The 25,143-nt window shown below is 69.0% G+C and carries 25 protein-coding genes; 8 read left to right on the top strand and 17 right to left on the bottom strand.

Going from position 1 to position 25,143, the window contains the following annotated elements; genetic code table 11:
- Positions 1–26: 26 nt before the first annotated feature.
- Entirely contained in the window at positions 27–641 is a 615-nt protein-coding gene (locus IM708_RS15740; RefSeq protein ID WP_209427536.1) for a hypothetical protein, read from the top strand.
- Between the two features lie 192 nt (positions 642–833).
- Here the strand turns inward: IM708_RS15740 and IM708_RS15735 are convergent, their stop codons facing one another.
- The 3 genes from IM708_RS15735 to ribA all read right to left on the bottom strand — a co-directional run bounded on the left by IM708_RS15735 (position 834) and on the right by ribA (position 3,161).
- Positions 834–1,415: a GNAT family N-acetyltransferase gene (locus IM708_RS15735; RefSeq protein ID WP_209427535.1), complete on the bottom strand. Its 582-nt coding sequence runs from the start codon at positions 1,413–1,415 to the stop codon at positions 834–836.
- Between the two features lie 133 nt (positions 1,416–1,548).
- Positions 1,549–2,082 carry a L,D-transpeptidase family protein gene (locus tag IM708_RS15730; RefSeq protein ID WP_209427534.1) on the bottom strand — a complete coding sequence of 178 codons (534 nt, stop codon included), beginning with the start codon at positions 2,080–2,082 and terminating at the stop codon, positions 1,549–1,551.
- Positions 2,079–3,161, bottom strand: a complete 1,083-nt coding sequence (gene ribA, locus IM708_RS15725; RefSeq protein ID WP_209427533.1) for a GTP cyclohydrolase II — start codon at positions 3,159–3,161, stop codon at positions 2,079–2,081. The genes IM708_RS15730 and ribA overlap by 4 nt, the downstream gene beginning before the upstream one ends.
- A gap of 183 nt (positions 3,162–3,344) precedes the next feature.
- On the opposite strand from ribA, the gene IM708_RS15720 reads away from it, so the two are divergent.
- From IM708_RS15720 to IM708_RS15705, 4 genes are all read left to right on the top strand, one after another.
- Positions 3,345–4,031 carry a response regulator transcription factor gene (locus tag IM708_RS15720; protein WP_209427532.1) on the top strand — a complete coding sequence of 229 codons (687 nt, stop codon included), beginning with the start codon at positions 3,345–3,347 and terminating at the stop codon, positions 4,029–4,031.
- A 356-nt stretch (positions 4,032–4,387) separates the two neighbouring features.
- Positions 4,388–5,176: an exodeoxyribonuclease III gene (locus tag IM708_RS15715; protein WP_209427531.1), complete on the top strand. Its 789-nt coding sequence runs from the start codon at positions 4,388–4,390 to the stop codon at positions 5,174–5,176.
- Positions 5,177–5,295: 119 nt separating this feature from the next.
- Positions 5,296–6,339: a DUF2793 domain-containing protein gene (locus IM708_RS15710; protein WP_209427530.1), complete on the top strand. Its 1,044-nt coding sequence runs from the start codon at positions 5,296–5,298 to the stop codon at positions 6,337–6,339.
- A gap of 10 nt (positions 6,340–6,349) precedes the next feature.
- Positions 6,350–7,096, top strand: a complete 747-nt coding sequence (locus IM708_RS15705) for a DUF4376 domain-containing protein (protein WP_209427529.1) — start codon at positions 6,350–6,352, stop codon at positions 7,094–7,096.
- Positions 7,097–7,133: 37 nt separating this feature from the next.
- Here IM708_RS15705 and IM708_RS15700 read toward each other — a convergent pair whose 3' ends face one another.
- The 6 genes from IM708_RS15700 to IM708_RS15675 all read right to left on the bottom strand — a co-directional run bounded on the left by IM708_RS15700 (position 7,134) and on the right by IM708_RS15675 (position 12,019).
- A complete protein-coding gene (locus IM708_RS15700; RefSeq protein ID WP_209427528.1) occupies positions 7,134–8,399 on the bottom strand; it encodes an NAD(P)/FAD-dependent oxidoreductase in 1,266 nt (421 codons plus the stop codon).
- A 32-nt stretch (positions 8,400–8,431) separates the two neighbouring features.
- A complete protein-coding gene (locus IM708_RS15695; protein ID WP_348524983.1) occupies positions 8,432–9,166 on the bottom strand; it encodes a c-type cytochrome in 735 nt (244 codons plus the stop codon).
- Between the two features lie 387 nt (positions 9,167–9,553).
- A complete protein-coding gene (gene soxZ, locus IM708_RS15690; RefSeq protein ID WP_209427526.1) occupies positions 9,554–9,886 on the bottom strand; it encodes a thiosulfate oxidation carrier complex protein SoxZ in 333 nt (110 codons plus the stop codon).
- A 13-nt stretch (positions 9,887–9,899) separates the two neighbouring features.
- Positions 9,900–10,319: a thiosulfate oxidation carrier protein SoxY gene (locus IM708_RS15685; RefSeq protein ID WP_209427525.1), complete on the bottom strand. Its 420-nt coding sequence runs from the start codon at positions 10,317–10,319 to the stop codon at positions 9,900–9,902.
- A 456-nt stretch (positions 10,320–10,775) separates the two neighbouring features.
- A complete protein-coding gene (locus tag IM708_RS15680; protein WP_209427524.1) occupies positions 10,776–11,495 on the bottom strand; it encodes a hypothetical protein in 720 nt (239 codons plus the stop codon).
- Complete coding sequence (locus tag IM708_RS15675) at positions 11,492–12,019, bottom strand: RNA polymerase sigma factor (RefSeq protein ID WP_348524982.1); 528 nt, start codon at positions 12,017–12,019, stop codon at positions 11,492–11,494. The genes IM708_RS15680 and IM708_RS15675 overlap by 4 nt, the downstream gene beginning before the upstream one ends.
- Before the next feature lie 172 nt (positions 12,020–12,191).
- On the opposite strand from IM708_RS15675, the gene IM708_RS15670 reads away from it, so the two are divergent.
- Complete coding sequence (locus IM708_RS15670) at positions 12,192–13,499, top strand: S8 family serine peptidase (protein WP_209427522.1); 1,308 nt, start codon at positions 12,192–12,194, stop codon at positions 13,497–13,499.
- Positions 13,500–13,703: 204 nt separating this feature from the next.
- Here the strand turns inward: IM708_RS15670 and IM708_RS15665 are convergent, their stop codons facing one another.
- Positions 13,704–13,973 (bottom strand): hypothetical protein, encoded by a 270-nt coding sequence (locus tag IM708_RS15665; RefSeq protein WP_209427521.1) that lies wholly within the window; start codon positions 13,971–13,973, stop codon positions 13,704–13,706.
- Between the two features lie 129 nt (positions 13,974–14,102).
- Between IM708_RS15665 and IM708_RS21705 the strand changes: the two genes are divergently transcribed.
- The gene (locus IM708_RS21705) at positions 14,103–15,116 is read left to right on the top strand and encodes a PqqD family protein (protein WP_209427520.1); all 1,014 of its coding nucleotides are present in this window, start codon (positions 14,103–14,105) and stop codon (positions 15,114–15,116) included.
- Positions 15,117–15,203: 87 nt separating this feature from the next.
- Positions 15,204–15,650 (top strand): YaiI/YqxD family protein, encoded by a 447-nt coding sequence (locus IM708_RS15655; RefSeq protein WP_209427519.1) that lies wholly within the window; start codon positions 15,204–15,206, stop codon positions 15,648–15,650.
- A gap of 22 nt (positions 15,651–15,672) precedes the next feature.
- Here IM708_RS15655 and IM708_RS15650 read toward each other — a convergent pair whose 3' ends face one another.
- The 7 genes from IM708_RS15650 to IM708_RS15620 form a co-directional block, all read right to left on the bottom strand.
- Positions 15,673–16,404, bottom strand: a complete 732-nt coding sequence (locus IM708_RS15650; RefSeq protein ID WP_209427518.1) for an aspartate/glutamate racemase family protein — start codon at positions 16,402–16,404, stop codon at positions 15,673–15,675.
- The gene (locus IM708_RS15645; protein ID WP_209427517.1) at positions 16,401–17,567 is read right to left on the bottom strand and encodes a Xaa-Pro peptidase family protein; all 1,167 of its coding nucleotides are present in this window, start codon (positions 17,565–17,567) and stop codon (positions 16,401–16,403) included. The genes IM708_RS15650 and IM708_RS15645 overlap by 4 nt, the downstream gene beginning before the upstream one ends.
- Entirely contained in the window at positions 17,560–18,603 is a 1,044-nt protein-coding gene (locus IM708_RS15640; RefSeq protein WP_209427516.1) for a pyridoxal-phosphate dependent enzyme, read from the bottom strand. The genes IM708_RS15645 and IM708_RS15640 overlap by 8 nt, the downstream gene beginning before the upstream one ends.
- Before the next feature lie 115 nt (positions 18,604–18,718).
- The gene (locus IM708_RS15635) at positions 18,719–20,341 is read right to left on the bottom strand and encodes an ABC transporter ATP-binding protein (RefSeq protein ID WP_209427515.1); all 1,623 of its coding nucleotides are present in this window, start codon (positions 20,339–20,341) and stop codon (positions 18,719–18,721) included.
- Positions 20,338–21,546 (bottom strand): ABC transporter permease, encoded by a 1,209-nt coding sequence (locus IM708_RS15630; RefSeq protein ID WP_209427514.1) that lies wholly within the window; start codon positions 21,544–21,546, stop codon positions 20,338–20,340. Before IM708_RS15630 ends, IM708_RS15635 begins: the two co-directional genes overlap by 4 nt.
- A 4-nt stretch (positions 21,547–21,550) precedes the next feature.
- Complete coding sequence (locus IM708_RS15625) at positions 21,551–22,642, bottom strand: microcin C ABC transporter permease YejB (protein ID WP_209427513.1); 1,092 nt, start codon at positions 22,640–22,642, stop codon at positions 21,551–21,553.
- A 6-nt stretch (positions 22,643–22,648) separates the two neighbouring features.
- On the bottom strand, positions 22,649–24,604 hold the full coding sequence (locus tag IM708_RS15620) for an extracellular solute-binding protein (RefSeq protein WP_245243237.1): 1,956 nt from the start codon (positions 24,602–24,604) through the stop codon (positions 22,649–22,651).
- Positions 24,605–25,143 lie beyond the last annotated feature (539 nt).

Raw genomic sequence — 25,143 nt, 5'->3', positions numbered from 1 at the left:
GCGGGCGTCGAGGCGGAGGGCCGCGCGTGGCAGCGGAGGAGGCAGTCCTGAAGGTGATCGGCGCCGTGGCGGCGCTGGTGCTGACGATCCCGGTCTCGGTCGCGGTGAGCGATGCCTATCGCCCGGCCGCGCCGGTGGCGCCGCCGGCCGAGCCAGCGCCCTTCACGCTGGCGCTTTCGGGCGACGGGCGCCGCGTCGATCTGACCGGGCGGATCGACTTCGGGATTACGGCGGACCTGACGGCGCTGCTGGAGGACGCGCCCGACATCGCGCTTCTGCGGCTGCGGAGCCAGGGCGGCCGCGTGGCCGAGGCGCGCGGGCTGGTCATGGTGGTCCGTCGCTTCGGGTTGGCGACGCGGGCGCGGGGCGATTGCGTGTCGGTCTGCACGCTGGTCTTTGTCGCCGGGCACAGCCGCAGTCTGGAGGCGGGTGCGCGGCTGGGCTTTCACGGCTACGACCTGCGCGCGCCGGTCTTCGGCCTGATCGACCCGCAGAAGGAGCTGGAGCGCGACAGCGCGGTGTTTCGCTCCGCCGGGGTGGACGCCGATTTCATGGCCCGCGCGATGGCCGTGCCGCACCGGTCGATGTGGTACCCCGAGCGGGGCGACCTGATCGCCGCGGGCGTCATCGACCGGCGCTGAGTTCTGTGCTGGGGGTTGGCGCGACGGCTGGCGGGGCGAAAACGGCAGGTGCGCGCATGCGCGCATTCCGCCAAGAGCTTGCTCTTGCGCGATAAAAACCGTGATCGCAACCAAATCTTAACCTGCACATCCGGTGCGTTTGCGCTTGCGTGGCGTTTCTTGTGCGCGGCACGGGCCGGGCCGCGCTGGGCGTTACGGGAGCCGCTTCAAGAGAAGGATCCAACGTTCAGCCTGGGTTGCCCAGCCGTCCTTGATGCACTCTCGACTGTCGGTTTCGACATAGTCGTGACGCTCATAGAGCCGTCTTGCGCCGGCGTTGTCGCTTGCGACGATGACGCTCATCCGAGGCTTCCCCTCGGACCGGGCGATCCTTTCCGCGACGTCCAGCAGCCGCGATCCGATCCCCTGGCCGCGATGCTGCGGGTAGCAGGCCAGCACATTCACGTACCAGGTGTCGAGGGCCCGGTTCTCCAGTTCCTGAAGCGGCCGAAGCAGCGGCGGGAAATCCGCGTCGATCGGAACGGGTTGCGCGCCGATCGCATAGCCCGTCAGGCTCGCCACGGCACCGTCACCCGCGTCCATCACGACGATCCGGCCGTCGCGCGCCTTCTCGGCCTGTCGCGCGCGGCCGATTTCCCACGGGTCCTGACCATCCCGGGCAAGCCCGGTCCAGAGGTGAAGGGGCAGGCCCTCCCCCGCGAAGTTGACGAGATCGGCCAGTGCCGCCGCATCGTCTGCCGTGGCAAGCCTGAGGGGAGGTTCGAGCGCGATCAAGGGACTCCTCCGTGGTCGAGGGCCGAGTGAATTCACGAATTTAACCCGAAACAGGTGCTTTTGTCAGGGGGGGCGCGCGTGGACATCCCAGGATTTGCCCGCTCGGCGCCCTGAGCGGCGGCGATTGCGGCCGTCAGTCCCCCCGGACGATCAGGCGCGAGGCGTGGTCCAGCCGCCGGGCAATCCACAGGAGGTCGGCGCGCTTGAACGCGACGCAGCCGGCGGTGGGAAAGCGCGGTGCGCGCCAGCTGTGCAGGAAGATGGCCGAGCCGTGGCCGGGCGCGGCGACGGGCCAGTTCCAGTCGGTGGTCAGGATCACGTCGTAGAGCGGGTCGGCGCGGCGCAGGCGCTCGTGCCCGAAGGGGTGGGGGGCGCGGACCAGGTGGTTGTAGTCGGGGTCGCGCGGATCGTCGGACCAGAGGTCGCGCAGGCCGATCGGCACCGCCCAGCCGGGCAGGGCGGTCGCTGCCACGCGGTCGGGGCGGTAGAGCAGGGCGATGATGCGGTGGATGCCCGCCGGTGTCGCCCCGTCGCCCTCGCGTTTGGCCCTCGTGATGCCGCCACGGCCCAAGGCGCAGGGCAGGAAGCGGCCGCGGAACCGGGCGCCGTGGCGGGTGACGACCAGATCGCGGGCGGTCGCCGCTGCGGTCGGAGCGGGCCAGGTCACATCAGATGCCCGGATTTCGCGGCCTTGGTGGCCAGGTAGGCGGCATTCTCGTCGGTCAGGCCGACGCGCAGGGGCACGCGTTCGACCACCCTTATGCCGCCCTTTTCGAGCATCGCCACCTTGGCCGGGTTGTTGGTCAGCAGCCGCACCTGATCGAAGCCCAGCCGGCGCAGCAGTTCCGAGCCGAGGCGGAAGTCGCGCTCGTCATCCTCGAAGCCGAGGCGGTGGTTGGCCTCGACCGTGTCGAAGCCCTGGTCCTGCAGCGAATAGGCGCGCATCTTGTTGGCCAGCCCGATGCCGCGCCCCTCCTGGTTGAGGTAGAGCAGGACGCCCGAGCCGGCCGCGTGCATCGCCGCCAGCGCCGCGTGCAGTTGCGGGCCGCAGTCGCATTTGAGCGAGCCGAGCACGTCGCCGGTGAAGCAGGCCGAATGCAGCCGCGCCAGCACCGGGGCGTGGCGGTCGGGGCGGCCGACCTCGATCGCGTAATGCTCGACCCCGCCGTCGTCGGGGCGGTAGACATGCAGCCGCCCGGCGCCGGCCAGACGCATCGGCAGGCGCGCGGCGATGACCGGCGAAAGGCGGGTCTCGGGCACCTCGGTCTCGTCCGCGCGCAGGACGGTCAGGCCGTGGCTGGCGGCCAGCGCCGCGGCCTGGGGCGTTTCGGCGACGAGGGCGGCGGGCAGAAGCTGTGCCGATTTCACCAGCCGGATGGCGGCGCGGTGCAGATCCGCCGCGCCCGTGCGCTGCGTCACCAGCGGACCCTTCATCGGGTGCTTCAGGTCGTCGGCGGGATCGGCCAGCGCGGCCAGCCAGTCGGTGCCGACCTCGGGCGGGATCACCACGCGGGCGAGGTCGCCGTCATAGGCGCGCGCCTTCAGCGTCTGCGCCCGGTGCCCGGTCAGCGCCAGGACCGGCTGCGGGGCCAGCGCGCGCAGGTCGGCCAGCCGGTCGGCGGTCAAACCCTCGGCGGCGATTACCAGCGCCGCGCCCGGCCCATGGGTCAGCGCGACCGGCAGGCCCATGCGCAGGTCGGCGCGGGCGCGGTTGAGGCGTTCGAGGGGGCTGGGAAAAAGACTCATCGGCGGTCCGCGCATTGGTGTCGGCCGACAGGATGTAGTCCGCGCGCGGCCGAATTGAAACAATTCCTGCGCCGGCCGGGGTCTTTTCACACGTCCGCGTGAGCGGAATGTTGCAAAACTTGAACCGGGACGAATGGCCCATCAGGTCAATCGCCAAGAGGAACCATTGCCGTGGAGCACGTCATGCCGAAGCTGAACAAGATCCTGCTGGTCGATGACGACGCCGACCTGCGCGAGGCGCTGGCCGAGCAGTTGGTGCTGACCGAGGATTTCGACGTGTTCGAGGCCGGCGACGGCGCCGATGCGATGGAGAAGGTCAAGGCCGGCACCTTCGATCTGGTGATCCTGGACGTGGGCCTGCCGGATACCGACGGGCGCGAGCTGTGCAAGCGGATGCGCAAGTCGGGGCTGAAGTGCCCGGTGCTGATGCTGACCGGGCAGGACAGCGATGCCGACACGATCCTGGGCCTCGACGCCGGGGCGAACGATTATGTGACAAAACCCTTCAAGTTCCCGGTCCTGCTGGCCCGCATCCGCGCGCAGTTGCGCCAGCACGAGCAGTCGGAAAACGCCGTCTTCCAGCTGGGCCCCTACCAGTTCAAGCCGGCGCAGAAGATGCTGATCGACGAGCGCGAGCGCAAGATCCGGCTGACCGAGAAGGAAACCAACATCCTGAAGTTCCTCTACCGCGCGCCCGAGGGCGTGGCGGCGCGCGAGGTGCTGCTGCACGAGGTCTGGGGCTACAATGCGGGGGTGACCACCCACACGCTGGAGACGCATATCTATCGCCTGCGCCAGAAGATCGAGCCCGATCCGTCGAGCGCGCGGCTGCTCGTGACGGAACCGGGCGGCTATCGGCTGGTTCCCTAGGCGAAACGGAATCCCGCGCGGTCCCGGGTCATGGGCCGCACCCTCCCTGTTGGACTGGCCCGGGCTTCGCGCCCGGGCCTTTTTTTCGGGGCGCGCGGTGGTCGGCCGTGGCGGCGTGCTTTGGGTTAACGTCGCGTAAAGGATTGTGCCGCACCCTTTCGGGACAACCTCCTCCCCTTGGCGTGTCGGGGTCATGGCACGTCTTCCTCCCTGTTGGACTGTCCGGGCCCTCGGGCCCGGACTTTTTCATGCCGCCGGGCAATCCCGGCGGGCGCTGTCGTCCTTGGCGGGTTTCCTTTTCGGCGCGGTTGCGGTTAGTTGCGCGCGATCCCGACCCGAGCCGCGCAGGAGACCGCATGCCCCTCACCATCGCCACCTGGAACATCAACTCGGTCCGCCTGCGCGCGGGACTGGTGACCCGCCTGCTGGCGGAGGAGGGGCCCGACATCCTGTGCCTGCAGGAATGCAAGAGCCCGGTCGAGAAGATCCCCGCCGAGGTCTTTGCCGCGGCGGGCTATCCCTACATGGTGGCGCGCGGGCAGAAGGGCTACAACGGCGTGGCGATCCTGTCGCGCCGGCCGATCGAGGATGCGGGCCATCTCGACTGGTGCGCCCGGGGCGATTCCCGCCATGTCGCGGCGCGGCTGGAGAACGGGGTGGTGGTGCACAACCTCTATGTGCCGGCGGGCGGCGACCTGCCGGACCGGACGATCAACGACAAGTTCGGCCACAAGCTGGATTTCGTGGCCGAGTTGCGCGACCGCTTCCGCGCCGACCGGCCGGAAAACGCGATCCTCGTCGGCGATCTGAACATCGCCCCGCGCGAGGACGATGTCTGGAACCACCGCCAGCTTCTGAAGATCGTCAGCCACACCCCGGTCGAGACCGAGGGGCTGAACGACGCGCTGGAGGCCGGCAACTGGGTCGACATCACCCGCCAGGACATCCCCGAGGGACAGCTTTACAGCTGGTGGTCCTACCGCAGCCCGGACTGGGACGCCGCCGACAAGGGCCGCAGGCTGGATCACATCTGGGCCAGCCGCGACATCGCCGCCGCCGGCCATTCCAGCCGCATCCTTCGGCCGGTGCGGGGGTGGGAGCAGCCATCTGACCACGCGCCGGTGCTGGCCACGTTTGACCTCTAGCCGCCTGCGCGTGCCTCGGCGGGTGTTGCGGCCTTCGGGCGTGCGGCGCACGGTCGATTCAGCCGCGTCCAATCCGCATCCGCCAGCTTGCCCCGCATCTCAGCAAGCGGAGCGCGCCCGTGTCCGAAACCTCTCCCCGTCTGTCGATGCCGCTGATGCAGCAGGGTCAGGCGCAGAAACACCTGACCCATAACGAGGCGCTGGAGCTTCTCGACGTTCTGGTGCAACTGACCGTCGAGGCTTTCGATGCCGAGGACCCGCCGCCCGACCCCGCCGAGGGCGAGGTCTGGGCGCTGGGCGCGGCGCCGAGCGCGGCATGGGCGGGGCAGGGCGGGCAATTGGCCGCCTGGGCCAATGGCGGATGGTTCTTCATCCTGCCCAAGGCGGGTTGGCGCGCGGCGAAGGGTGACGAGGTCCGCATCTGGACGGGTGACGCCTGGGCGCATCCGCGTCTCGCCGATCTGCCGGGGCTGGGCATCAATGTCGCGCCCGATGCCGAGAACCGGCTTTCCGTCTCCTCGGGCGCGGTCCTATTCTCGCATGAAGGGGGCGACCACCGGGTCAAGGTGAACAAGGCGGCGGCGGGCGATACCGCCTCGCTTCTCTTTCAGGCCGGGTTTTCCGGGCGGGCCGAACTGGGCCTTGCGGGGTCGGATGATTTTGCGCTCAAGGTCAGCGCCGACGGCGCCGACTGGACCACGGCGATCGGCGTGAGCGCAGCCACCGGCATCGCCGATCTGCAGGCCGGCGCCACGATCGGCGGGAAGAAGGCGCTGCACCTTGGCAACCTGCTGGGCACGGTCACCCAGTCCGGTGGCGCGCCGACGGGGGCGGTGATCGAACGGGGGGCCAACGCGAACGGGGAATATGTCCGCTTCGCCGACGGCACCCAGATCTGCACGCGGGTGATCGCGGTGGATGTCGCCACGGCCAGTACGCAGACCTTTGCGTTCCCTGCCGCCTTTGTCGGGACGCGCCAGGTGGCGGTGACCTACGGACAGCGGACGGGCAACCCGAATATCGCTCTGCGCAGCAGCAACCTGCGGGCGCTGGGGCAGGGGGCCTCGGGCTGGGCGGTCGTGCTCGACGTGCCCGGAACCTCGACCAATCCGGGGTCCATCGAAGAAACGCTGGTCGCGTCGGCCATCGGCCGCTGGTTCTGAGGGGGATGCCATGAGGATTGCCTTTTCGCCCATTCGCCGGGACGGGACGCTGTCGCTGGAACGTGCCGGCGATACACTTCTGCTGAACGGGACCGCCTTCGACTTTGCCCCCTTGCCCGAGGGCGCGATGCTTCCGCCCGAGGCGATGGACGGCGACTGGTTCGCCGGCCCGGTCGAACGGATCGCGGGGGTGCTGCACCTGGCGCTGTTCCTGCCGCACGGCCGCGACGCCGCCGAGGCCGCGCGCTTTCCGGCCCCCATCACCGTGGCGGTTGACGGCCCCATCGCGCTGCCCGGCGCATCGAGCCCCGCGCGCGCAACCCGCGCGCGTCGGCGTGCCGGGAAGATCGATTTCAGGCAGGTCGCGACCCCGGCGGGCAGGCGCCGGGCAGAGGCCAGCGCGGAGCGCAGGCGCATCCGGATGCGGCGCGATCTGGCCCTGGCGGCGGGTGTCATGGTCGGCAGTGTCACGGTGCAGACCGACGACCGCGCACAGCAGCGCCTTCAGGCGGCGGCGTTCGGCGCGCTGCGCGACCCCGGTTGCCGGATCGCCTGGAAGGCCGCAGGCGGCCGCTTCGTCACGCTTGACGCCGGGCAGGTGATCGCGCTGGCCGATGCCGTGCGCGCGCATGTGCAGGCGTGTTTCGACCATGAAGCCCGGCTGCTGGCGGCGCTGGACGCCGGGCGTCCGGTCGATCCGGACGCGGGCTGGCCGGGCGGCGCCCGAACCGCCGGATTGCCGGGCGAAGCGGAATGACGGGCCGGGGGCAAATGCCGCCGGCCCGTTCGGTTCTTCAGCTGAACATGTCGGCGACGATGCCGTTGTACCAGCCGATGCTTTCCTCGTAGGTCTGGCGGCGCAGCTCGGCATCTTCGCCGGTCTGGCTGATGAAGCTGTCGACGCTGGCGATCTTTTCCTCCGTCGGCTCGTAGGACGCGCCGACCTTCACCCCGTCGTCGTCTGCGATCAGCGACCAGCAGGTGTTGGAATAGCGCGCCGGGAACAGCCGCGCCTCCAGCAGTTCGTGCCGGATCGCGTTTGCCGCGACCTTGGCCTGGCTGTTGGCCGAGAAGCCGGATTTCGGCATGTCGCCCTGCGCGCTGGCGTCGCCCAGTACATGGATCCGGTCGTCCATCCGGCTTTTCATGTTTGCCGGCACCACCGGGGCCCAGCCCGCCTCGTTGGTCAGGCCGGCGATCTCGGCGATGCGGCCGGCCTTCTGCGCGGGGATGACGTTGCAGACATCCACCTCCTCCAGCATGCCGTCGATGTCGATGGTCATCGCCTCGGGGTCGACCGAGACGTTGTCGGCGCCGAAATCCGGGCCAACGCGCTCGATCATGCCGGGGTAGTGGCGCGCCCAGCCTTCCTCGAACAGCGCCTGTTTCGAAAAGCTCTCCTTCGGGTCCACGATCAGGATCTTGGCGGTCGGATTGCGTTCGCTCAGCACATGCGCGACCATCGAGATCCGCTCGTAGGGGCCGGGCGGGCAGCGGTAGGGGTTGGGGGGTGCGACCATGGCGAAGACGCCGCCCTCGCGCATGTTCTCGACCTGCGCCTTCAGAAGTTCGGTCTGGCTGCCGGCCTTGTAGGCATGCGGCATGCGGTTCTGCGCGGTGACCGACCAGCCGGGCACGCTGTCCTCGACGAAGTCGATGCCCGGCGACAGGACCAGCCGGTCGTAGTCCAGCACCGCGCCGCCGGCCAGCGTCACGGTCTGCGCGTCGCGGTCGACGCCGGTGGCCCAGTCGTGGATGACGTTGATCCCGTGGCGCGCGGCCAGCGTGCCGTAGGAATGCCCCAGATCCGCCAGACCCCAGAACCCGCCGAGGTACAGGTTGGAAAAGTAGCAGGTGTAGTAGGTGCGCGTCGGCTCGACCAGCACGACATCCAGCGCGCCGTCGCTGTCGCGCGCCAGGTAGCGCGCCGCCGTCGCCCCGCCGGAGCCGCCGCCGATCACCACCACCCGCGGCCGCGTCTGGCCGATGACCGCGGGGGCTGCGAACGCCGCGGTGGCGGCGCCCATGCTGGCCAACAATGTGCGTCTGTGGATCCTCATGTCTTCCTCCCGTGTTCCGGTTCAGGTCCGGTTCAGTCGTCGATGGTTGCGAAATAGGCGGCCAGTGCCGCGATATCCTCGTCGGTCAGTCGGCGGGCGATGGTCTGCATCACCTGGTGCGGCCGCAATCCCTCGCGGTAGGCGTGCATTGCTACCACGAATCTTTCCTCGGGCCAGAAGGTAATCGACGGGATGCCCGACGCCGCGCCGTCGCGCTGGTGGCAGGTCGTGCATTCACTGGCCAGATATTCGCCCCATTCGCGGTCCCCGCGCATCTCCAGCACCTCGGGGGGCAGGTCGACCTCGACGCGCCGGGCGGTCGGCGCGGCCTCGGGCATGTCCGAGGGGCGGTCCGAATGCAGGCGGATGAAGGCCAGAAGGTCGGCGCGGTCCTCGGCGTCGGTCAGGCCCGGATAGTCCATCCGCGTGCCCGAAACGAGCGAATAGGGGTTCTCGATATAGGCGTCGAGCGTGCGCAGCGTCCAGTAAAGCCCGTCACGCCCCATCCGGCGGATCGAGTCCGAATAGGGGAAATCCGCGACCGCCGCCGCGCGGCGTCCGAAAACCCGGTTCAGGTGCGGCCCGATATCGTTCGCCGCACCCGGTCCGATCTGGTGGCAGTCGGCGCATTCGTCCTGCCAGTGCGCGCGGCCTTTCTCGGCATCGCCCAGGTCCTCGGCGCCGATGGTGGGCTGCGCCAGCGCGGCGCCCAGCCCGAGCCCGAGCGCGAGGGCGAGCGCACCCGTCGCGCGACGGTAGGCAGTCACGGCCTTTCCGGTCTGACGCCTTCCACCTCTCATGCCCATCCTCTGCCTCGCGCGCTCCATGCGGCGCGAAGTGTTACGCGACGCGCCCGTGCCGGGCAAGCTGCGTGAAGACAAAGGTAAACCATTTCAGTGCCTTTCACGTCGAAGCGAAAGTTGTTCCTGAACTTTACGCGTGGTGTGGAACGGGCGTTCCAGCAAGTGCGCCGGTCGTGGAACAAAGTCACGCGGCAAAGGTCCGCAGCGGCCGGATCAAGGCGCCACCGGGCGCCACGATAGCATGAAAATGGGGCGTTCGCACGCTGGCTCCGCGCAAGCCTACGGCGGCGGAGCAACCGGGAAACGGCGGCAAGTGCGCTGCCCCGCGGATCGCTGGAGGCCGTCGGGCGGTCAGCTCACCGTGATGTCGGCCGTCGCTTCGTAGACGTCGCCGTTGTCGTCGTGCCAGGCAAACGCGAACGTGCCGCTTTCGGGCACGCGCGCGTCGAATTCGATGAAGGGGTTGGCGGACACGCTCGGGCCGACCTCCATGTCGATGACGGTCTCGCCGTTGAAGGTGCAGGTGAACCGATGGATGATGTGGCGCGGCACCGTCGACCCGTCGCGGTCCAGCCGGTGGCCGTTCTCCATCGGATGGGTGGCCATCGTGCGGATCTGCACGACCTCGTCGGGTGCGGCGGTGCGCGGCACGCGGACGCGGGGGCGGGCGTCGATCTTTTCCATTTCCTGCTCCTTCTCAGCGGCAACCGCCGACGGTCACGCTGACCCGCGCGGTCGCCTGCACGAAGCTGCCGTCGTCCATTTCAGCCAGCGCGATCAGGTCCATCGTATCGGCCATGCGGATACGGGTCGACAGGCGTTCCTCGCCGGCCAGCGGCCCGAAGTGGACGGCGCAGACATCCGGGGTGGGGTTGGCCGGCGCCAGGATCCGGATCGAGCGGGCGCCGGGGCAGGCGACCTCGATCGCGACCGCACTGCCGTTCTCGGCCACCGCCGGCGCGGTCAGTTGCAGCGGTCCTTCACCGGGGTTGACCCCGCCCGTGTAGCGTTCGACAAGCTCCTGCGCGTCGACCGCCGCGCTGGCCGGTATCGGCAGCAGCGTGACCGTCAGCGCCGCCGCGCCAAGCGCCAGCGTCCGTCTGCGGGTAAGTTCCATTCAGACCTCCTTCGGGCAGTCCTGCCTGCGGGGCGCAAAGGCCCCGGCCGCGTGCGGCACCTCGCCGGGCAGTTTCGGCCGAAACGCTGCGGGGTTCAATGGTGTCCCCGCATTCTGCAGCCTATCTGCCGATCGCTCCGATCCGCAGCGCATCAGCGCTAAACCTATTGATGCACGGCGGTTTTCAAGCGTTCGGCCCGACGCCGCCGGGTCACAGTTCAGTGAAGGGGAAACCCGATCGGCGCGGGGCCGTTCCGCGGCCGTCGGCCTGCGCGCGCGCCCTTGGTCGGGTGCGGCTGGGCATCGGCAGGGCCAGGGGCTGCGCTTTCACGCGCGTCGCATCGCGCGGGCGGCCTTGGCGTCGCATGCGTCCGGCGGGCAAAAAATGCCAGCCATCTGCCATACGCCTGCCATACGCTTGCCATACGTTTGCCAGCACCCGCGAACGTTGCGTTATCAGGGCGCGTTTTCTGAATTCAGTCGCGCCGCCTCGGCCTCCGGGGTCAACGCCGGGCCGGCGCCCAGACGGTCAAGCAGATCGTCGACCAGTTCCACCGAAGTGCCCGAGGCGGTGACGAACGCATCGGCATCCTCACTCGCAACACTAAGTAAAACCTGCCAATTTTCGTCGGCCCGGCAGGCCACGACCCGCGTGCCGGCACCCTGCACCGGCGCCATCGCGACCAGCCGGCAGAGGCCCGCGTCGGTATCGAAACTGCCCAGCACCCGCGCCGTGCCCCCGCCCGCCAGATTTACCATCCCGCCGGTCGGAACCCCCGCAACCGCCCCGACCGCCGCCGCCTCCGACACCTCCCCAATCCCCGCGCGCCGCCCCAACTCGTACCCGCCGATCCCGACCGCCAGCAGAAGTGTTGCCGCCAGCGCCAGTCCACCCGCCCGCCCGGTCCAGCCCGCGCGGCGCGGAAGGGGCGTGACGTTCGTCGCGGTTTGCGGTTCCACGGGTGTATCAAGGATCGCCCGCAGCAACCGATCGGGTATCGGACCGGGGTCCAGAGAGTCCTTAAGCTTCTGACGTGTTTCCGAAAAAACCGCATAGCGCGCCGCCAGCGCCGGGTCGCGACGCATCCGCGCCTGCAACTCCCCGGCCTGCGTTTCGGGCAATTCGCCATCGGCCAGCGCCATCAGCATCTCGTCGCTCACTTCGCTTTGGGTCATCGCCTGCCCCCTTTTCGTGCGCCCGCCACGCCACCCGTCATGCCGAGCGTTGCCGCCAGGGCGACGCGGGCCCGCGACAGCCGGCTCATCACCGTGCCTTCGGGCACCCCCAGCGCCGCAGCCGCCTCGCGGTAGCGCAACCCCTCGACGCAGACCAGCATCAGGACGCTGCGCTGATCCTCGGGCAAGGCCTCCATCGCGCGGCCGACCGCGGCAAGTTCCAGCCTCGCCTCGGTCCGGCGCGGTCCGTCAATCGAGACAAGCCGGCCCGCGGCTTCGGAATCCTCGATCGTTTCCTGCGGGACGCGGGTGCGCACCTCGTCGATCCAGGCGTTACGCAGGATGCGGAACAGCCAGGAATCAAGTCGCGTGCCGGGGGTGAAGCCCGCCAGGTTGCGCAATGCCTTTTCGCAGGTCACCTGCACCAGATCGTCCGCCTGCGTCTGATCGCGCGTCAGGCTGCGCGCGAAGGCCCGCAGGCGGGGCAGCATCTCGATCATTTCCTGCCGGATCGTGTCGTGCACGCCTGGGTCCTTTGCGCGAAGGGTTGCCGACTGAACGGCGCCGGGGCTTGGTCTATTCCATCCGCGCGCCATTATTGGCGAAGAATTGCGGACGGGAATGGAATGGTCGCTCGGGCCGTTCTGATCAGATCGGGCACGCGGAAGTGGCCCCCACAGTACAGGGATGCAGATCATGCGCAACACGCCCCCGCCTGACCCGCAGCGCCGGCTGCTGCTGCAGCGACTGGGACTGGCTGCGGGTCTGGCCTATGTCGCGCCGGCGCTGACCGGATTGGGTCGCGCGCGGGCTTCGGGACCCGACGGCGACTTCGGTGGCGGTGAGGCGGCCGGGGGGCGTTGGAGCCGCCCGTCTCGCCCCAGCCGTCCCTCGCGCCCGCGGCGCCAGACGCGTCGTGCGCCACCGCCGGAAATCGTCGCGCTGCTGCCGCCGGGTGCGCTTTCGACGACGCTCGAGTCGGCGGGTTACCGGGTTCTGGCCGACAGCCGCGTCGAGGCATTGCAAGCGACGCTTCTGCGGTTGGGCCTGCCGTCCGGGCGCAGCCCCGCGCAGGCGCTGGCCGAGATTGCCGTGCTGGTGCCTGGTGCGCTGGCGGACCTGAACCATGTCTACCGGCCCGACACCTTCCTCTGCGACGACGGGGCCTGCGGCGCGCAAGACGCGATAGGCTGGACGGAGGCGTCGGCCACGGCCGCGCCACGCATCGGCATGATCGACACCGGCATCAACACCGACCACCACGCGTTGTCCGGGCAGAAGCTGACCGTGCATCAGGTCGATCTGGCCGAACGCAATGCCGCCGGGCGCCAGCACGGTACCGCCATCGCCGCCCTTCTGATCGGCCGCAAGGACGACCGGGTGCCGGGCCTGCTGCCCGCCGCCGAACTGGTCGCGGTCGAGGCGTTTCATCGCGGTGGCGCGGGCGATCAGGCCGATGCCTTCTCGGTCGTCTCGGCGCTGGATTTGCTGCTGGACGCAGGCGTCGGGGTCGTCAATCTCAGCTTCTCGGGGCCCGAGAATGCGGTGCTTGGCCGGATGGTCGAACGCATCGCCGAGGCCAGGGTCGCGCTGGTGGCGGCGGCCGGCAATGGCGGGCCGGGGGGAGCGCCCGCCTTTCCTGCCGCCTGGCCCGAGGTTCTGGCCGTCACCGCGGTCGATGCCAATCTGAACCCCTATCGGCAGGCCAACCGCGGTCACTATATCGCGCTGGCCGCGCCGGGGGTGAACCTCTGGACCGCGGCGTCGATCTCGGGCGGGCGGCTGCGCTCGGGCACTTCCTATGCTGCGCCCTTCGTCACCGCGGCGCTGGCGGTCGAACGGCTGCGCGACCCGGACGCCAGCCTGCCGGCGCTGATCGCGCGCCTTCAGGACTGCGCGCGCGACCTGGGTGAGCCGGGTTTCGATCCGGTTTTCGGCCATGGCTTGCTGACCTCGACCGAGGCCTGTGACGCGGCAAGCATTCTCTCGATCAGCGGGGAATGAAACGGCGCGGTTTGCGTTTTCCCTTCATGGGCCAATGCGTCGTCGGCCTGAAACATCTGGTACAGGAGGTTGTGTTGACCGACCGGAAAGACGACACCCCGAACCTGTCACGCCGGGCGCTACTGCGCCGGATCGGCCTCGCCGCCGGTGCGATCTATACGGCGCCTGCCATGCTGCATCTGGACACGGCGCGGGCCTCGACCGTCAGCCGTGGATCGCGCCCCAGCTGGCCGTCGCGTCCCAGTTGCCCTTCACGTCCCAGTCGCCCGTCACACCCGGGGCGCAGCCGCTGGCAGAGCCGCCCCTCGCGCCCCAGCCGACCGTCGCGCCCGAGGCGCAGCTACTGGCAGAGCCGCCCCTCGCGCCCGTGGCGAGGCTGAGATGCGAACCGCCGAAGGGCGGGATGCGTCCGCCGGCGCAGGCAACACGCTTGCCCTTCAGTTTGTGGATCTGCCCGGTCCGGTGATCCTGCACGACGCGCCCGAGGTCGCTTCGGGCCTGGACACCGCGCTGCGCGGCTGGCCCGTTCTTAGCGCGCAAGCAGGGACTGTGGGCGAGGCCGCAGCCATATCACGCGTCCGGCGGGAGGCTACGGGTTTCCGCGTGTCCTCGCCCTGGCTTGACGAGGATCTTACCGACTTGCCCCCGGCCAGTGCCGTCTGCGCAGTCATCGCCGATCTGGCGCAATCCTTCTACGGTGCGCGGCCCGAGGCGCTGGCCCTGCATTGCGGCGCCTTCCTGATCGGCGACCGGCTGGTGGCGATGACCGGCCATGCCCATGCCGGCAAAAGCACCTTCATGGGTCGCCTCACCGCCGAACCCGACCTGCGCATCCTTTGCGACGACGTGCTGCCACTTCTGGCCGACGACACCGCGATGGGGCTGGGCATCGCGCCCCGGCTGCGCCTGCCGCTGCCCGCCGGTGCCAGCGCCGCCTTTCGCGCCCATGTCGCGCACCATGCGCGCCTGCGCGACGACCGCTACGCGTATGTGCCCGCAGCCACCGTCGCCCCCTTCGGCACGCGCGCCCCGCTGTCGGTCCTGGTCGTGCTGGACCGTCGTGCGCAGGGCGAGCCGCGCTTGCACCATCTCCCACCCGCCCAAGCGGTGCGTCACCTGCTCCAGCAGAACATGGCGCCCGTCGCTGCCGAGGCCGCCATCGCGCGCTTGCTCAGACTGGCCGAGATGCTGGTCTGCGTCCGGCTGGTCTATGCCGATCTCGAGGATGCGGTATCGCTGGTTCGCGCGGCCTTTGGCGGGGCGGCACTGCCCGACCCATCGGTCACCATCCATCCGCCGTTGCCCGAACCCGCGCGCCCGCAGGCACCCGCCGCCCCGGCCAGCGCCGCCGACAGCCGCTGGAAGCGCGCGCCGGGCACCGGCATGCGCCGCATCGGCGACGAGGTTTTCCTCTGGCGGCCCGGCACCGGCCAGATCTTCCACCTGAACCCCGTCGCCGGCGCGATCTGGCGTCTGCTCGACGACACCGCCACGCCCGCCGCGATCGCCGGGATGCTGAGCGACGCCTTCGCCGCGCCCGATCCTGGGGCGGTCCTAGGCGACACGTGCCAGCTGATCGGCGCGCTGGCCGCCGCCGACCTGGTGCGGCCCGCCTGACGCGCGAGCGCGGAAAGAGGGGCTTGAACAGAAAGCGCCCATCGCAAAGGATCAGGGTCCCGCGCGCCCCGCCAAGGACCCTTGCCGATGACAATCTACGTGGATGCCGATGCCTGCCCGGTAAAGGCCGAGATCGAGCGCGTCGGCACGCGGCACCGGGTGGCCATGGTGATCGTCTCGAACGGCGGCATCCGCCCGTCGCCCAACCCGCTGGTCGAGACCGTGATCGTCGCCTCGGGCCCCGACGAGGCCGACAAGTGGATCGCCGAGCGCGCCGGTCCCGGCGATATCGTGATCACCGGCGACATCCCGCTGGCCGCGAAATGCGTCGAGGCCGGCGCGCAGGTCCTCAAGCATGACGGCCAGGTGCTGAACGCGCAGAACATCGGCAATGTTCTTGCCACCCGCGACCTGATGGCCGACCTGCGCGCCGCCGACCCTTTCCGACAGGGCGGTGGGCGAGGCTTCACCAAGGCCGACCGGTCGCGTTTTCTCGAGGCGCTGGAACTCGCCCTTCGCCGCGCCGCCCGCTGAGGCGTCTGGCCTTCGGACGCGATCAACCAGTCGACGGTTTCTGCCCGTCCAGTGGCGGCGGCAACCCCGCCAGCTTCGCCATATGCCACGCAAGGCACTGGTTTGAGCTGAGCACTGGCAGGCCCAACTCCCGCGTCAGCGGGCCGAGGATGTCGAGCGTGCGCAGATTGGTGCAGGACAGGAAAATCCCGTCCAGCTGGTTGCGGCGCGCCAGGTCGCGGACGGCTTCCGAAATGGACGCAGGCGCGATTCGCGCGACGCGCGCCTCGATTTCTTCGCCGAAGGACAGCGTGTCGGGCACCGCGACCCCGCCGGCCTCGAAGGCCGCTCGGATCGGTTCGGCGACCGACGCGATGTAGGGCGAGACGATGCCGATCCGCCCCAGCCGCAGCGCGCGGCAGTGGGCCAGCGCGGCGCTCAGCGGGTCGGTCACGGCGCGCGTCTTTGTCGCCCCCGCGACCAGTTCGCGCACCCGCTCGGCGCCTATCAGCGTCGTGCCCGACGTGCAGGCATAGCCCACGACATCGAACGGGCCGGGCAGCAGACTGGCCGCAGCGGGCAGTGAGGTTTCCATCGTCGCGATCGTGTCGGGCGTCAGTTCCGCCCCGGACGGCACGCGGCTGACATGCAGGCGCACGCTGTCGGGCGGGAACAGGCGGCGAAAATCCTGCTCGATGGTTTCATCGACCTGCAGCACGATCAGTCCGAGGCGCGGCAGATGATCCTCCTCCAGGACATAGGGGAAAACCGTCATGGCCGGATCTCAGGCAATTCGGGGGCGGCGCGGGGTGACAGAAGCTCTGCTCCATCCGCGCGCAGGACGATGTTTTCCTCATGCACCATGATCCGCCCGTCGCCGATCACGCAGCCCGGCTCCAGCGTCAGCACCATGTCTTCGCGCAAGGGTGTCTCATCCAGCGGCGTGAAGGACGGCCATTCGGTCAGCGTGACACCCAAGCCATGCCCAAGCCGCCCGCCGGACGGCGTCATCCCGCGTTGGCGCAGACCCTCGCTCAGCAACCGATGCACATCGCAGGCCCGCAGCCCCGGGCGCAGGGCCGCCAGCGTGTCCTCGGTCGCCTGCCAGAGCGCGGCATGGGCGCGACGGGCGGGCTCGGACGCCCGGCCGATGGCGAAGTTGCGGTCGAAATCGCAGAAATAGCCGTCCTTCACCGCGCCCGTGTCCAGCATAAGCACATCGCCCCTGCGCAGCGGCTGTGGCCCGGCGGGCGAGATGACGTCGCCATATCCGTCCGGCCCCGCGCCGCCGGCAACGTAGCTGACCCAATCCGCGCCCTCGGTCAGCAGCGCAATCTGGAAGTCGCGGAACACGTCCGCCAGCGACCGCCCCGGCCGCGCGAAGTCCGGCACACGGTCGAAGGCGCGGGCCGCGATAGCGCAGGCCTCGCGGATCTTCGCGATTTCGGGCGCGGTCTTGATCTCGCGCACCCGCTGGACGCAATCGGTGGCATCGACCAAGTGGCGGGGCGCAAGGCGGGCGCGCAGGGTTTCGAAATCCGCCAGCGGCATGCGCAGGTGCGTCTCCAGCCCCATCGGCAGGCCGATCGGTTCCTTTTCAGGCACCAGCGCCGACAGCATATCGGCCAGCAGGCTGACACCATCGTCGCGCGGGTCGGGCGCGTCCCATGTGCGGATGTCGCCGATCCAGGTCCGGCCCATCAACTCCGCCCCGATCGCGGGGATCACCGCCACCGGATCGCCCGCCGCGGGCAGGACCACGAACCACGGCCGCGTCGGGCTTTCCCAGAAGCGGGTCAGAAAGCCGGTCGTGTAGAACACATCGGCCGGCGTGGCCAGCAGCAGCGCCGCCAACCCCTGCGCGGCCATGCCCGCCTGCAGACGGGAGATCCGCCCGCGATATTCGGCCGCCGGAAAGATCATCGACCGCTCAGCCATCTTCCGGCCCTTCGCTGAGAATGGCCAGGACGCACGCATCCCCCGGCAGGTCCAGCCCTGCCAGCAGCGCCGCGATCCCCGCCGCGCCGGAGGGCGTTGTCGGCAGGCCGAATTCGGCCAGAAGATCCGCCGCGCGCGTGGCCGCGTCCTCGGTGATGGTGACAAATTGATCGGCGTCGCGCGCCAGCCCGTTCAGCGCGATCAGCGAGGGCGTCTTGCAGTCGAGCCTGCCCATGCAGGAGGCGGGACCGCTGGTCTCGACCAGTTCGCCGGCGCGGATGCTGTCGATCAATGCGGGCGCCGCTTCGGGTTCGACGACGGTGATCCGCGGTCCGTCCCCCCAGACCTGACGCGCATGCGCCGCGACCGCCGCCGCCAACCCGCCGACACCGGCCTGCAGCAGGATATGGCTCGGGGGCCGGTCGATCTGCGCGGCGGCCTCGGCGGCGAGCTGCAGATAGCCCTCCATCACCCGCAGCGGCAGATCTGTGTAACCGGGCCAGGAACTGTCCGACAGCAGGGTCCAGCCATGCACCTGCGCCGCCTCGGCCGCGGCCTGCATGCTGGCCTCATAATCCGCGCCTGCGCGCACCACCTCGGCCCCCTTGCCTTGCAGTCGGATGGCAAAGCTCGCGGGCACGGTCTCGGCCAGGAAGATCACCGCCCGCGCCCCGAAGAGCCGCGCGCCGGCCGCCACCGACAGGCCGTGATTGCCGGCGCTGGCCGTGACATAGACGCGCCCCCGCAGCGCGTGGCGCAGATCCGTGGCGCCTGTCGCCGCCGCCTCGCGCGCGATGGCATGGGCGGCGCCAAGCGCCTTGAAGCTGCCCAGCCCCATGCGCGCGCGTTCATCCTTCAGCCACAGCCGCGCAACGCCAAGCCGCGCCGCCAGTCCCGGCAGATCGCGCAGGGGCGTCGGCGCATGGGCCGGGCAGTCCTGCAGCAGACCGGCCACGCCGCCGGCCTCGGTCAGCGGGAACAGCGCGGCGCCCGCAAGACCACGCCCGCGCCACGGATTCTGCAGATGTTGCGCCATGTTCCCTCCCGATGCGCCCTGCGCAGCCTAACGCAAGTCTCGGCACTCCGGGCAGATTTCTGATCCCGGACCGCGGCAGGGTGGTCCTTGCGCGCGCAGTTGCGCGTCACGGCGCCTAGCTTTCGGTGGCCAGCGCGTCGGTGCGCCCGATCGTGCGCAGGTCGAACGCCGCGGCCAGAAGGGCCTTCGTGTAGGCCTGCTGCGGGTCGTTGAAGATGCGTTCGGCGGGACCGGCCTCCACCACGTCGCCCTCCTTCATCACCATGATCTGGTGCGACATGGCGCGAACCACGCGCAGATCGTGGCTGATGAAGATATAGGCCAGCTTGTGGCGGCGCTGGAGCGCGCGTAGAAGTTCCACGATCTGCACCTGCACCGTCATGTCCAGCGCCGAGGTCGGCTCGTCCAGAACGACCAGCTTCGGGCGCAGGATCATGGCGCGGGCGATGGCGATCCGCTGGCGCTGCCCGCCCGAGAATTCGTGCGGATAGCGATGCATCGTGGCGGGATCGAGCCCGACCTCGTCCATGATCTCGGCGACCAGTTCCCGGGGCTCGTGGCCCTTGGGCACGCCATGAACACCCAGGCCCTCGGCGATGATCTCCTCGACCGTCATCCGCGGGCTGAGGCTGCCATAGGGGTCCTGGAAGACGACCTGCATCTGCGCGCGCAAGGATCGCAACTGCCGCGAGGAACGCCCGGCAATGTTCTCGCCCAGAAACAGGATCGGCCCCTCGGACGACACCAGCCGCAGGATGCCCATGGCAAGCGTCGTCTTGCCGGACCCGGATTCGCCGACCACGCCCAGCGTCTCGCCGGCGCGCAGCCGGACCGAGGCGCCATTTACCGCCTTGATGTGACCCACCGTGCGCCGCAGAAGCCCGCGATGGACCGGGAACCAGACGCGCAAGGCCTCGGTCTGCAGGACATCGGGCGCGGCGTCCGGTAGCGGATCGGGCTGGCCGGTCGGTTCGGCGGCCAGCAGCATCCGCGTATAGGGGTGCTGCGGCGCGTCGAAGACCTGGTCGGTCTTTCCTTGCTCGACGATAGTCCCGTGCTGCATCACGCAAACCCGGTCCGCGACGCGCCGCACGATCCCCAGGTCGTGGGTGATGAACAGCATGCTCATCCCCTCCTTGCGCTTGAGGTCGGCCAGCAACTCCAGGATCTGGGCCTGGATGGTCACGTCCAGCGCGGTTGTCGGCTCGTCGGCAACCAGCAATTGCGGTTCGTTCGCCAGCGCCATGGCGATCATGACGCGCTGGCGTTGCCCCCCCGAAAGCTGGTGCGGATAGGATTTCAGCCGGGTTTCGGCGTCGCGGATGCCGACCTTGTCGAGCAGTTCCAGCACCCGCGCCCGCGCCGGCGCGCCGTCAAGCTTCTGATGCAGCGCAAGACTTTCGAGGATCTGTTTTTCGACCGTGTGGAGCGGGTTCAGGCTGGTCATCGGCTCCTGGAAGATGAAGCTGATGTCGTTGCCGCGCACCTTGCGCAGCGCCTCGGCGGAGGCGCCGATCATCTGCGCGCCGGCAAAGGTGACCGAGCCCGAGGTGGTGGCGGAATCGGGCAGCAGACCCACGGTCGACAACGCCGTCACCGACTTGCCCGAGCCGGACTCGCCGACCAGCGCCACCGTCTCGCCCGGCTCGATGTCGAAGCCGACGCCGCGCACCGCCTCGATCGCGCGGCCGTCTTGGCGGAAGGTCACCGACAGGTCCTTGACCGACAGAAGGCTCATCGGAAGGTCTTTCGCGGGTCGAAGGCATCGCGAACGCCCTCGAAGATGAACACCAACAGGCTGAGCATGATGGCGAAGGTGAAGAAGGCCGAAAAACCGAGCCAGGTCGCCTGCAGATGCCGCTTGGCCTGCAGCGTCAGCTCGCCAAGGCTCGGCGCGGAACTGGGCATCCCGAAACCCAGGAAGTCCAGCGTCGCAAGCCCGGCAATCGCCCCGGTGACGATGAACGGCAGCAGCGTCACTGTCGCCACCATCGCGTTCGGCAGCACATGGCGGAACATGATCCTGGCGTTCGATACCCCTAGCGCCCTCGCGGCGCGGACATATTCGAAGTTCCGCGCGCGCAGGAATTCTGCCCGCACGACGCCCACCAGCGCCGTCCAGCTGAACAGGACCATCAGGAAGGCCAGAAGCCAGAAGTTCATGGGAATGATCGCGGCCACGATGATGATGACGTAAAGCGACGGGACCGAGGACCAGATCTCGATCAGTCGCTGGAAGAACAGGTCCAACAGCCCCCCGAAGAAGCCCTGCAACGCGCCCGACGCAATCCCGATGAGCGAGGCGGCGGCGACGACGACCAGCGCAAAGGTGACCGACAGCCGGAAGCCATAGATGATCCGCGCCGTGACGTCCCGCGCGGTGTCGTCCGTGCCCAGCCAGTGCCGGCTGTCGGGCGGCGAGGGCGCCGGCCCGCCCAGGTCGTTGACCGTGTTGTAGCTGGACCGGATCGGCGGCCAGATCATCCAGCCCTCGGTGATCGGCTCGCCCTCGACCGTGCCCTGGGCGGTGGCTTCGGCCAGCGCATCCTCGGGGTAGTCGAGGCAAAGCTCGGCCCCGCCGGTCCGGATCAGGCACTGCACCTCGGCGGCGCGGTAGACGGCCTCGGTGCGGAACTCGCCGCCGAAGGCCGTCTCGGGGTAGAACTGGAAGATCGGATAGTGCAGCTCGCCCCGGTGGTTGATCAGGATCGGCCGGTCGTTGGCGATGAACTCGGCAAAGAGCGAGAGGAAATAGAGCAGCCCGAAGATGATCAGCGACCAGAACGCGCGCCGGTTCGCCTTGAAGTTTCGCCAGCGCCGCTGGTTGAGCGGTGAGAGCCAGGCGCGGCGCGACGGCGTTGCCGGATCGCCTGGCGTCGTGGCGGCCCCGGCCGGCCTCGCCGGGTCGGTCTGACGTGCGTGAAGGGGCGGAAGCTCGTTCATCGCCTCACGTCTCCCGCGTCTCGAAGTCGATGCGGGGATCGATCCAGACATACATCAGGTCCGAGATGATGCCGACGATCAGCCCCAGCAGCGTGAACATGAAGAGCGTGCCGAAGATCACCGGATAATCCCGCGCCACCGCCGCCTCGAAGAAGAGCCGCCCCAACCCGTCGAGTGAGAAGATCGTCTCGATGATCAGCGAGCCGCCGAAGAAGGCGCCGATGAACACCGCGGGAAACCCCGCCACGACGATCAGCATGGCGTTGCGGAAGACGTGGCCATAGAGCACCTTGCGCTCGACTTGGCCCTTGGCGCGCGCGGTGATCACGTACTGCTTGCGCAGCTCGTCCAGAAAGCTGTTCTTGGTCAGCAGCGTCAGCGTCGCGAAGCTGGAGATGGTCAGCGCGATGACCGGCAGCGCGATGTGCCAGAAATAGTCGAGGATCTTGCCGAAGACCGACAGCTGGTCCCAAACCTCGGCCTCGGACGTCAGTCCGCGCGCCGGGAAGATCTGCCAGTAGGACCCGCCGGCGAACAGCACCAGCAGAAGGATCGCGAACAGGAAGCCCGGGATCGCGTAGCCCACGATGATCAGGCCGCTCGTCCAGGTGTCGAAAGGTGTGCCGTCCTTCACCGCCTTGCGGATGCCCAGCGGGATCGAGATGACATAGGCGATCAGCGTCGACCACAGCCCGAGCGAGATCGAGACCGGCATTTTCTCGATGATCAGGTCGAGGACGCTGATCGAGCGGAAGTAGCTTTCGCCGAAATCGAAGCGGAAATAGTTCCACATCATCGACAGGAAGCGTTCCACCGGGGGCTTGTCGAAGCCGAACTCCCGCTCCAGCTGCGCGATGAATTCGGGCGGCAGGCCGCGGGCGCCGATATAGCGTTCCTCGCTGGCGCCCATCGACCGCCCGGCATCTTCGCCCGATCCGGCGAAGCCGCCGAAGACGTCGCCGGCGCCTTCCATCTGGGCGATCACCTGCTCGATCGGTCCGCCGGGGACGAACTGCACCAGCGTGAAGTTGATCACCATCACACCCAGCAGCGTGGGGATGATCAGCAGCAGCCGCCGAAGGATATATGCGCCCATTCCGCCTTACCTGAGTGCGCCGGTCGCACGAAGTGCCTCGTGCGCCTCGGCGTCGTACCACCAGAAATCGAGCGCGCCCACCGCGAATTCCGGCAGATCCTCGGGGTGGTTGTAGATATCCCAGTAGGCGACCCAGTTGTTCGGGTTGTACCAGACGGGAATGATGAACCGCTCCCAGCGCAGCGCGCGGTCCAGCGCGCGCAGCGCCACGTCGCGTTCCTCGGGACCCGGCGCCATCAGCGCGGTGTTGATCACCTCGTCGACCAGGGGGCTGCACAGGCCGGCCGGGTTGAACACGTCCTCGCGCGCCTCGCAGCCGAACCGCTGCAGAAGCCCGGTGCCCACATCCATGAACGAGATGTACTGGTCGAACACCATGTCGTAGTCGCGGTCGCGCGAGCGCAGGGTGTATTGCGCCGGGTCGATCTTCTGCGACCGCGCATCGACCCCCATCGCCTGCAGGTTCTGGACCAGCGTCTCGATGATCGATTCCAGCGTCGAGGAGGAGGCCGAGGAAAACGGCAGCGTGATCCGCATCACGTCGCCGGCTTCATTGCGCCGCCGCCCGTCATCGCCGACGGTCCAGCCGGCCTCTTCCAGCAGACGGCTTGCCTGACGCAGGTTCCGCCGATCCTGCAACCGGTCGGACGAGGATTCGTGCGCCCGCACCACCGGCTCGGTCAGCATCTCCTCGGGCACCTGCTCGCTCAGGCTCTGCAGCAGTTCCAGTTCTGCGCCCTCGGGGAGGCCCGCCGCCTCCAGCCGCGTCCCCTCGCTGAACGAATGCCGCTGCGCCATCAGCCCGTGCTGCAACTGCTGGTTGGTCCATTCGAAGTTGAAGGCCAGCGCGACCGCCTCGCGCACCCGGGGATCCTGGAACATCGGCCGCGCCAGGTTGAAGACGAAGCCGGTGGCCGGGGGCGGCGTGCCGTCGGGGATCTCGGCGCGGACCACATCGCCGCGGCTGACGGCCGGAAAGTCGTAGCCCACCGCCCACTGCCGCGAATTCCCCTCGGTGCGGAAGGTGTATTCGCCGGTCTTGAACGCCTCGAACGCCGCGGTGTCGTCGGCGAAATACTCCACCCGCACCACGTCGAAATTGTGCCGGCCCTGGTTGTTCGGCAGGTCCCAGCCCCAGTAGTCGGGGTTGCGGCGATAGGTGATGCGCCGGTTGATCTCGAACCCGTCCAGCACGTAGGGGCCGGACCCGGGCGAGGTTTCCAGCCGCGATTCATCGAGCCGCGCGCCGGTCTCCTCGAACCATGCCCTGGAAAAGACCGGGGTCGCGCCCACCTGATCGATCAGCGACCGGCGCGAGATGCCTTCGCGGAATTCGTACCGCACGGTGTGGTCGTCCAGCGCCTCGGCGGCGATCACGCGGTAGCCCACGGCGTCGGCGTAGGACGGCAACCCCTGTTCAAGGAACAGGTTGTGCGTGAAGACCACGTCATGCGCGGTCACCGGGGTACCGTCGGAAAAACGCGCCTCGGGCCGCATGTGGAAGATCACCCAGTCCTTCGACGGCGGATACTCGACCGAATGCGCCAACAGGCCGTAGTATTCGCCGTAGACATCCGCCGGCGCGCTGTCGCCGAACGGCCCCGTGCTTTCCAGCAGGCTTTCGTAAAGCGACCACGAAAAACGCCCAGCCCGACCCCGGCGGGTGTAAGGGTTCATCGAATCGAACGTTCCTGGCGCCCAGACGGAAATCTCGCCGCCACGCGGGGCGTCCGGATTGACGTAGTCGTAGTGTTCGAAATCCGCGGGATACTTGAGGTCTCCGTAGAACGAATAGCCGTGCGCGACCGTCGTTTCCGCGGCCTCGCCGGTGGCGTCCGTCGCGTTCGACCCGGTCGCGGCGGACAGGCCCAGGATCAGCGTGGCGGCGACGGCGAGGGATCGACCGAACCTGGCGGTCGGGCGCATCAGGTACGCGGCGCGGTCTCGAGGGATCGATGGCATCGGGCGCTCCTGCGGCAGGGGATGGGTGGTCGGATGGTCCGCGCAAAGCTAAGTCCAGCGCAGGCAAGGGTTCAAGTGGCGATTGCGTGAGCCGCCGGTAAAACCCGCGACATAATCACCCCGCGATGCCCGCGCGCCGCGCCGTGCGGGGATCCCTGCGACGATGAAGAAGCCAAAAGACGCTTCGGTCACACCCCTTATCGCCGGCAAGCTGCCAGCCCTCTGCCATACGTTTGCCATACGCCTGCCATACGCTTGCCAGCACCCCGGAAATGCCCCTCGGCGCGGGACCCGGGTCATGGACCGCGCCCCGTATCAGCCGGCGCGCGCAACCCGCGGACCAATCCCGAACAGCCCCCGAACGTCCCGGCAACGGCGTCATGCGGCTCGCAGGGCAGGGGGTTCGCGGTGCGATTGGGCCTTAAATCCCACCGCGCGCGGCCGATTGCGCCCGGTCCCACGCGCTTCGACTCGACCCGCTGACGGCCCTTTCAGGGTCTCTGCCGAAAGTTTCGTTGCGGTTAACGCAAAAGGTTTTT

The organism is Pararhodobacter sp. SW119 (genome assembly GCF_017811755.1).
Taxonomy (GTDB): Bacteria; Pseudomonadota; Alphaproteobacteria; order Rhodobacterales; family Rhodobacteraceae; genus Pararhodobacter.
The sequence above is the reverse complement of the archived record's forward strand: the minus strand, read 5'-3'. Positions and strand labels throughout refer to the sequence as shown.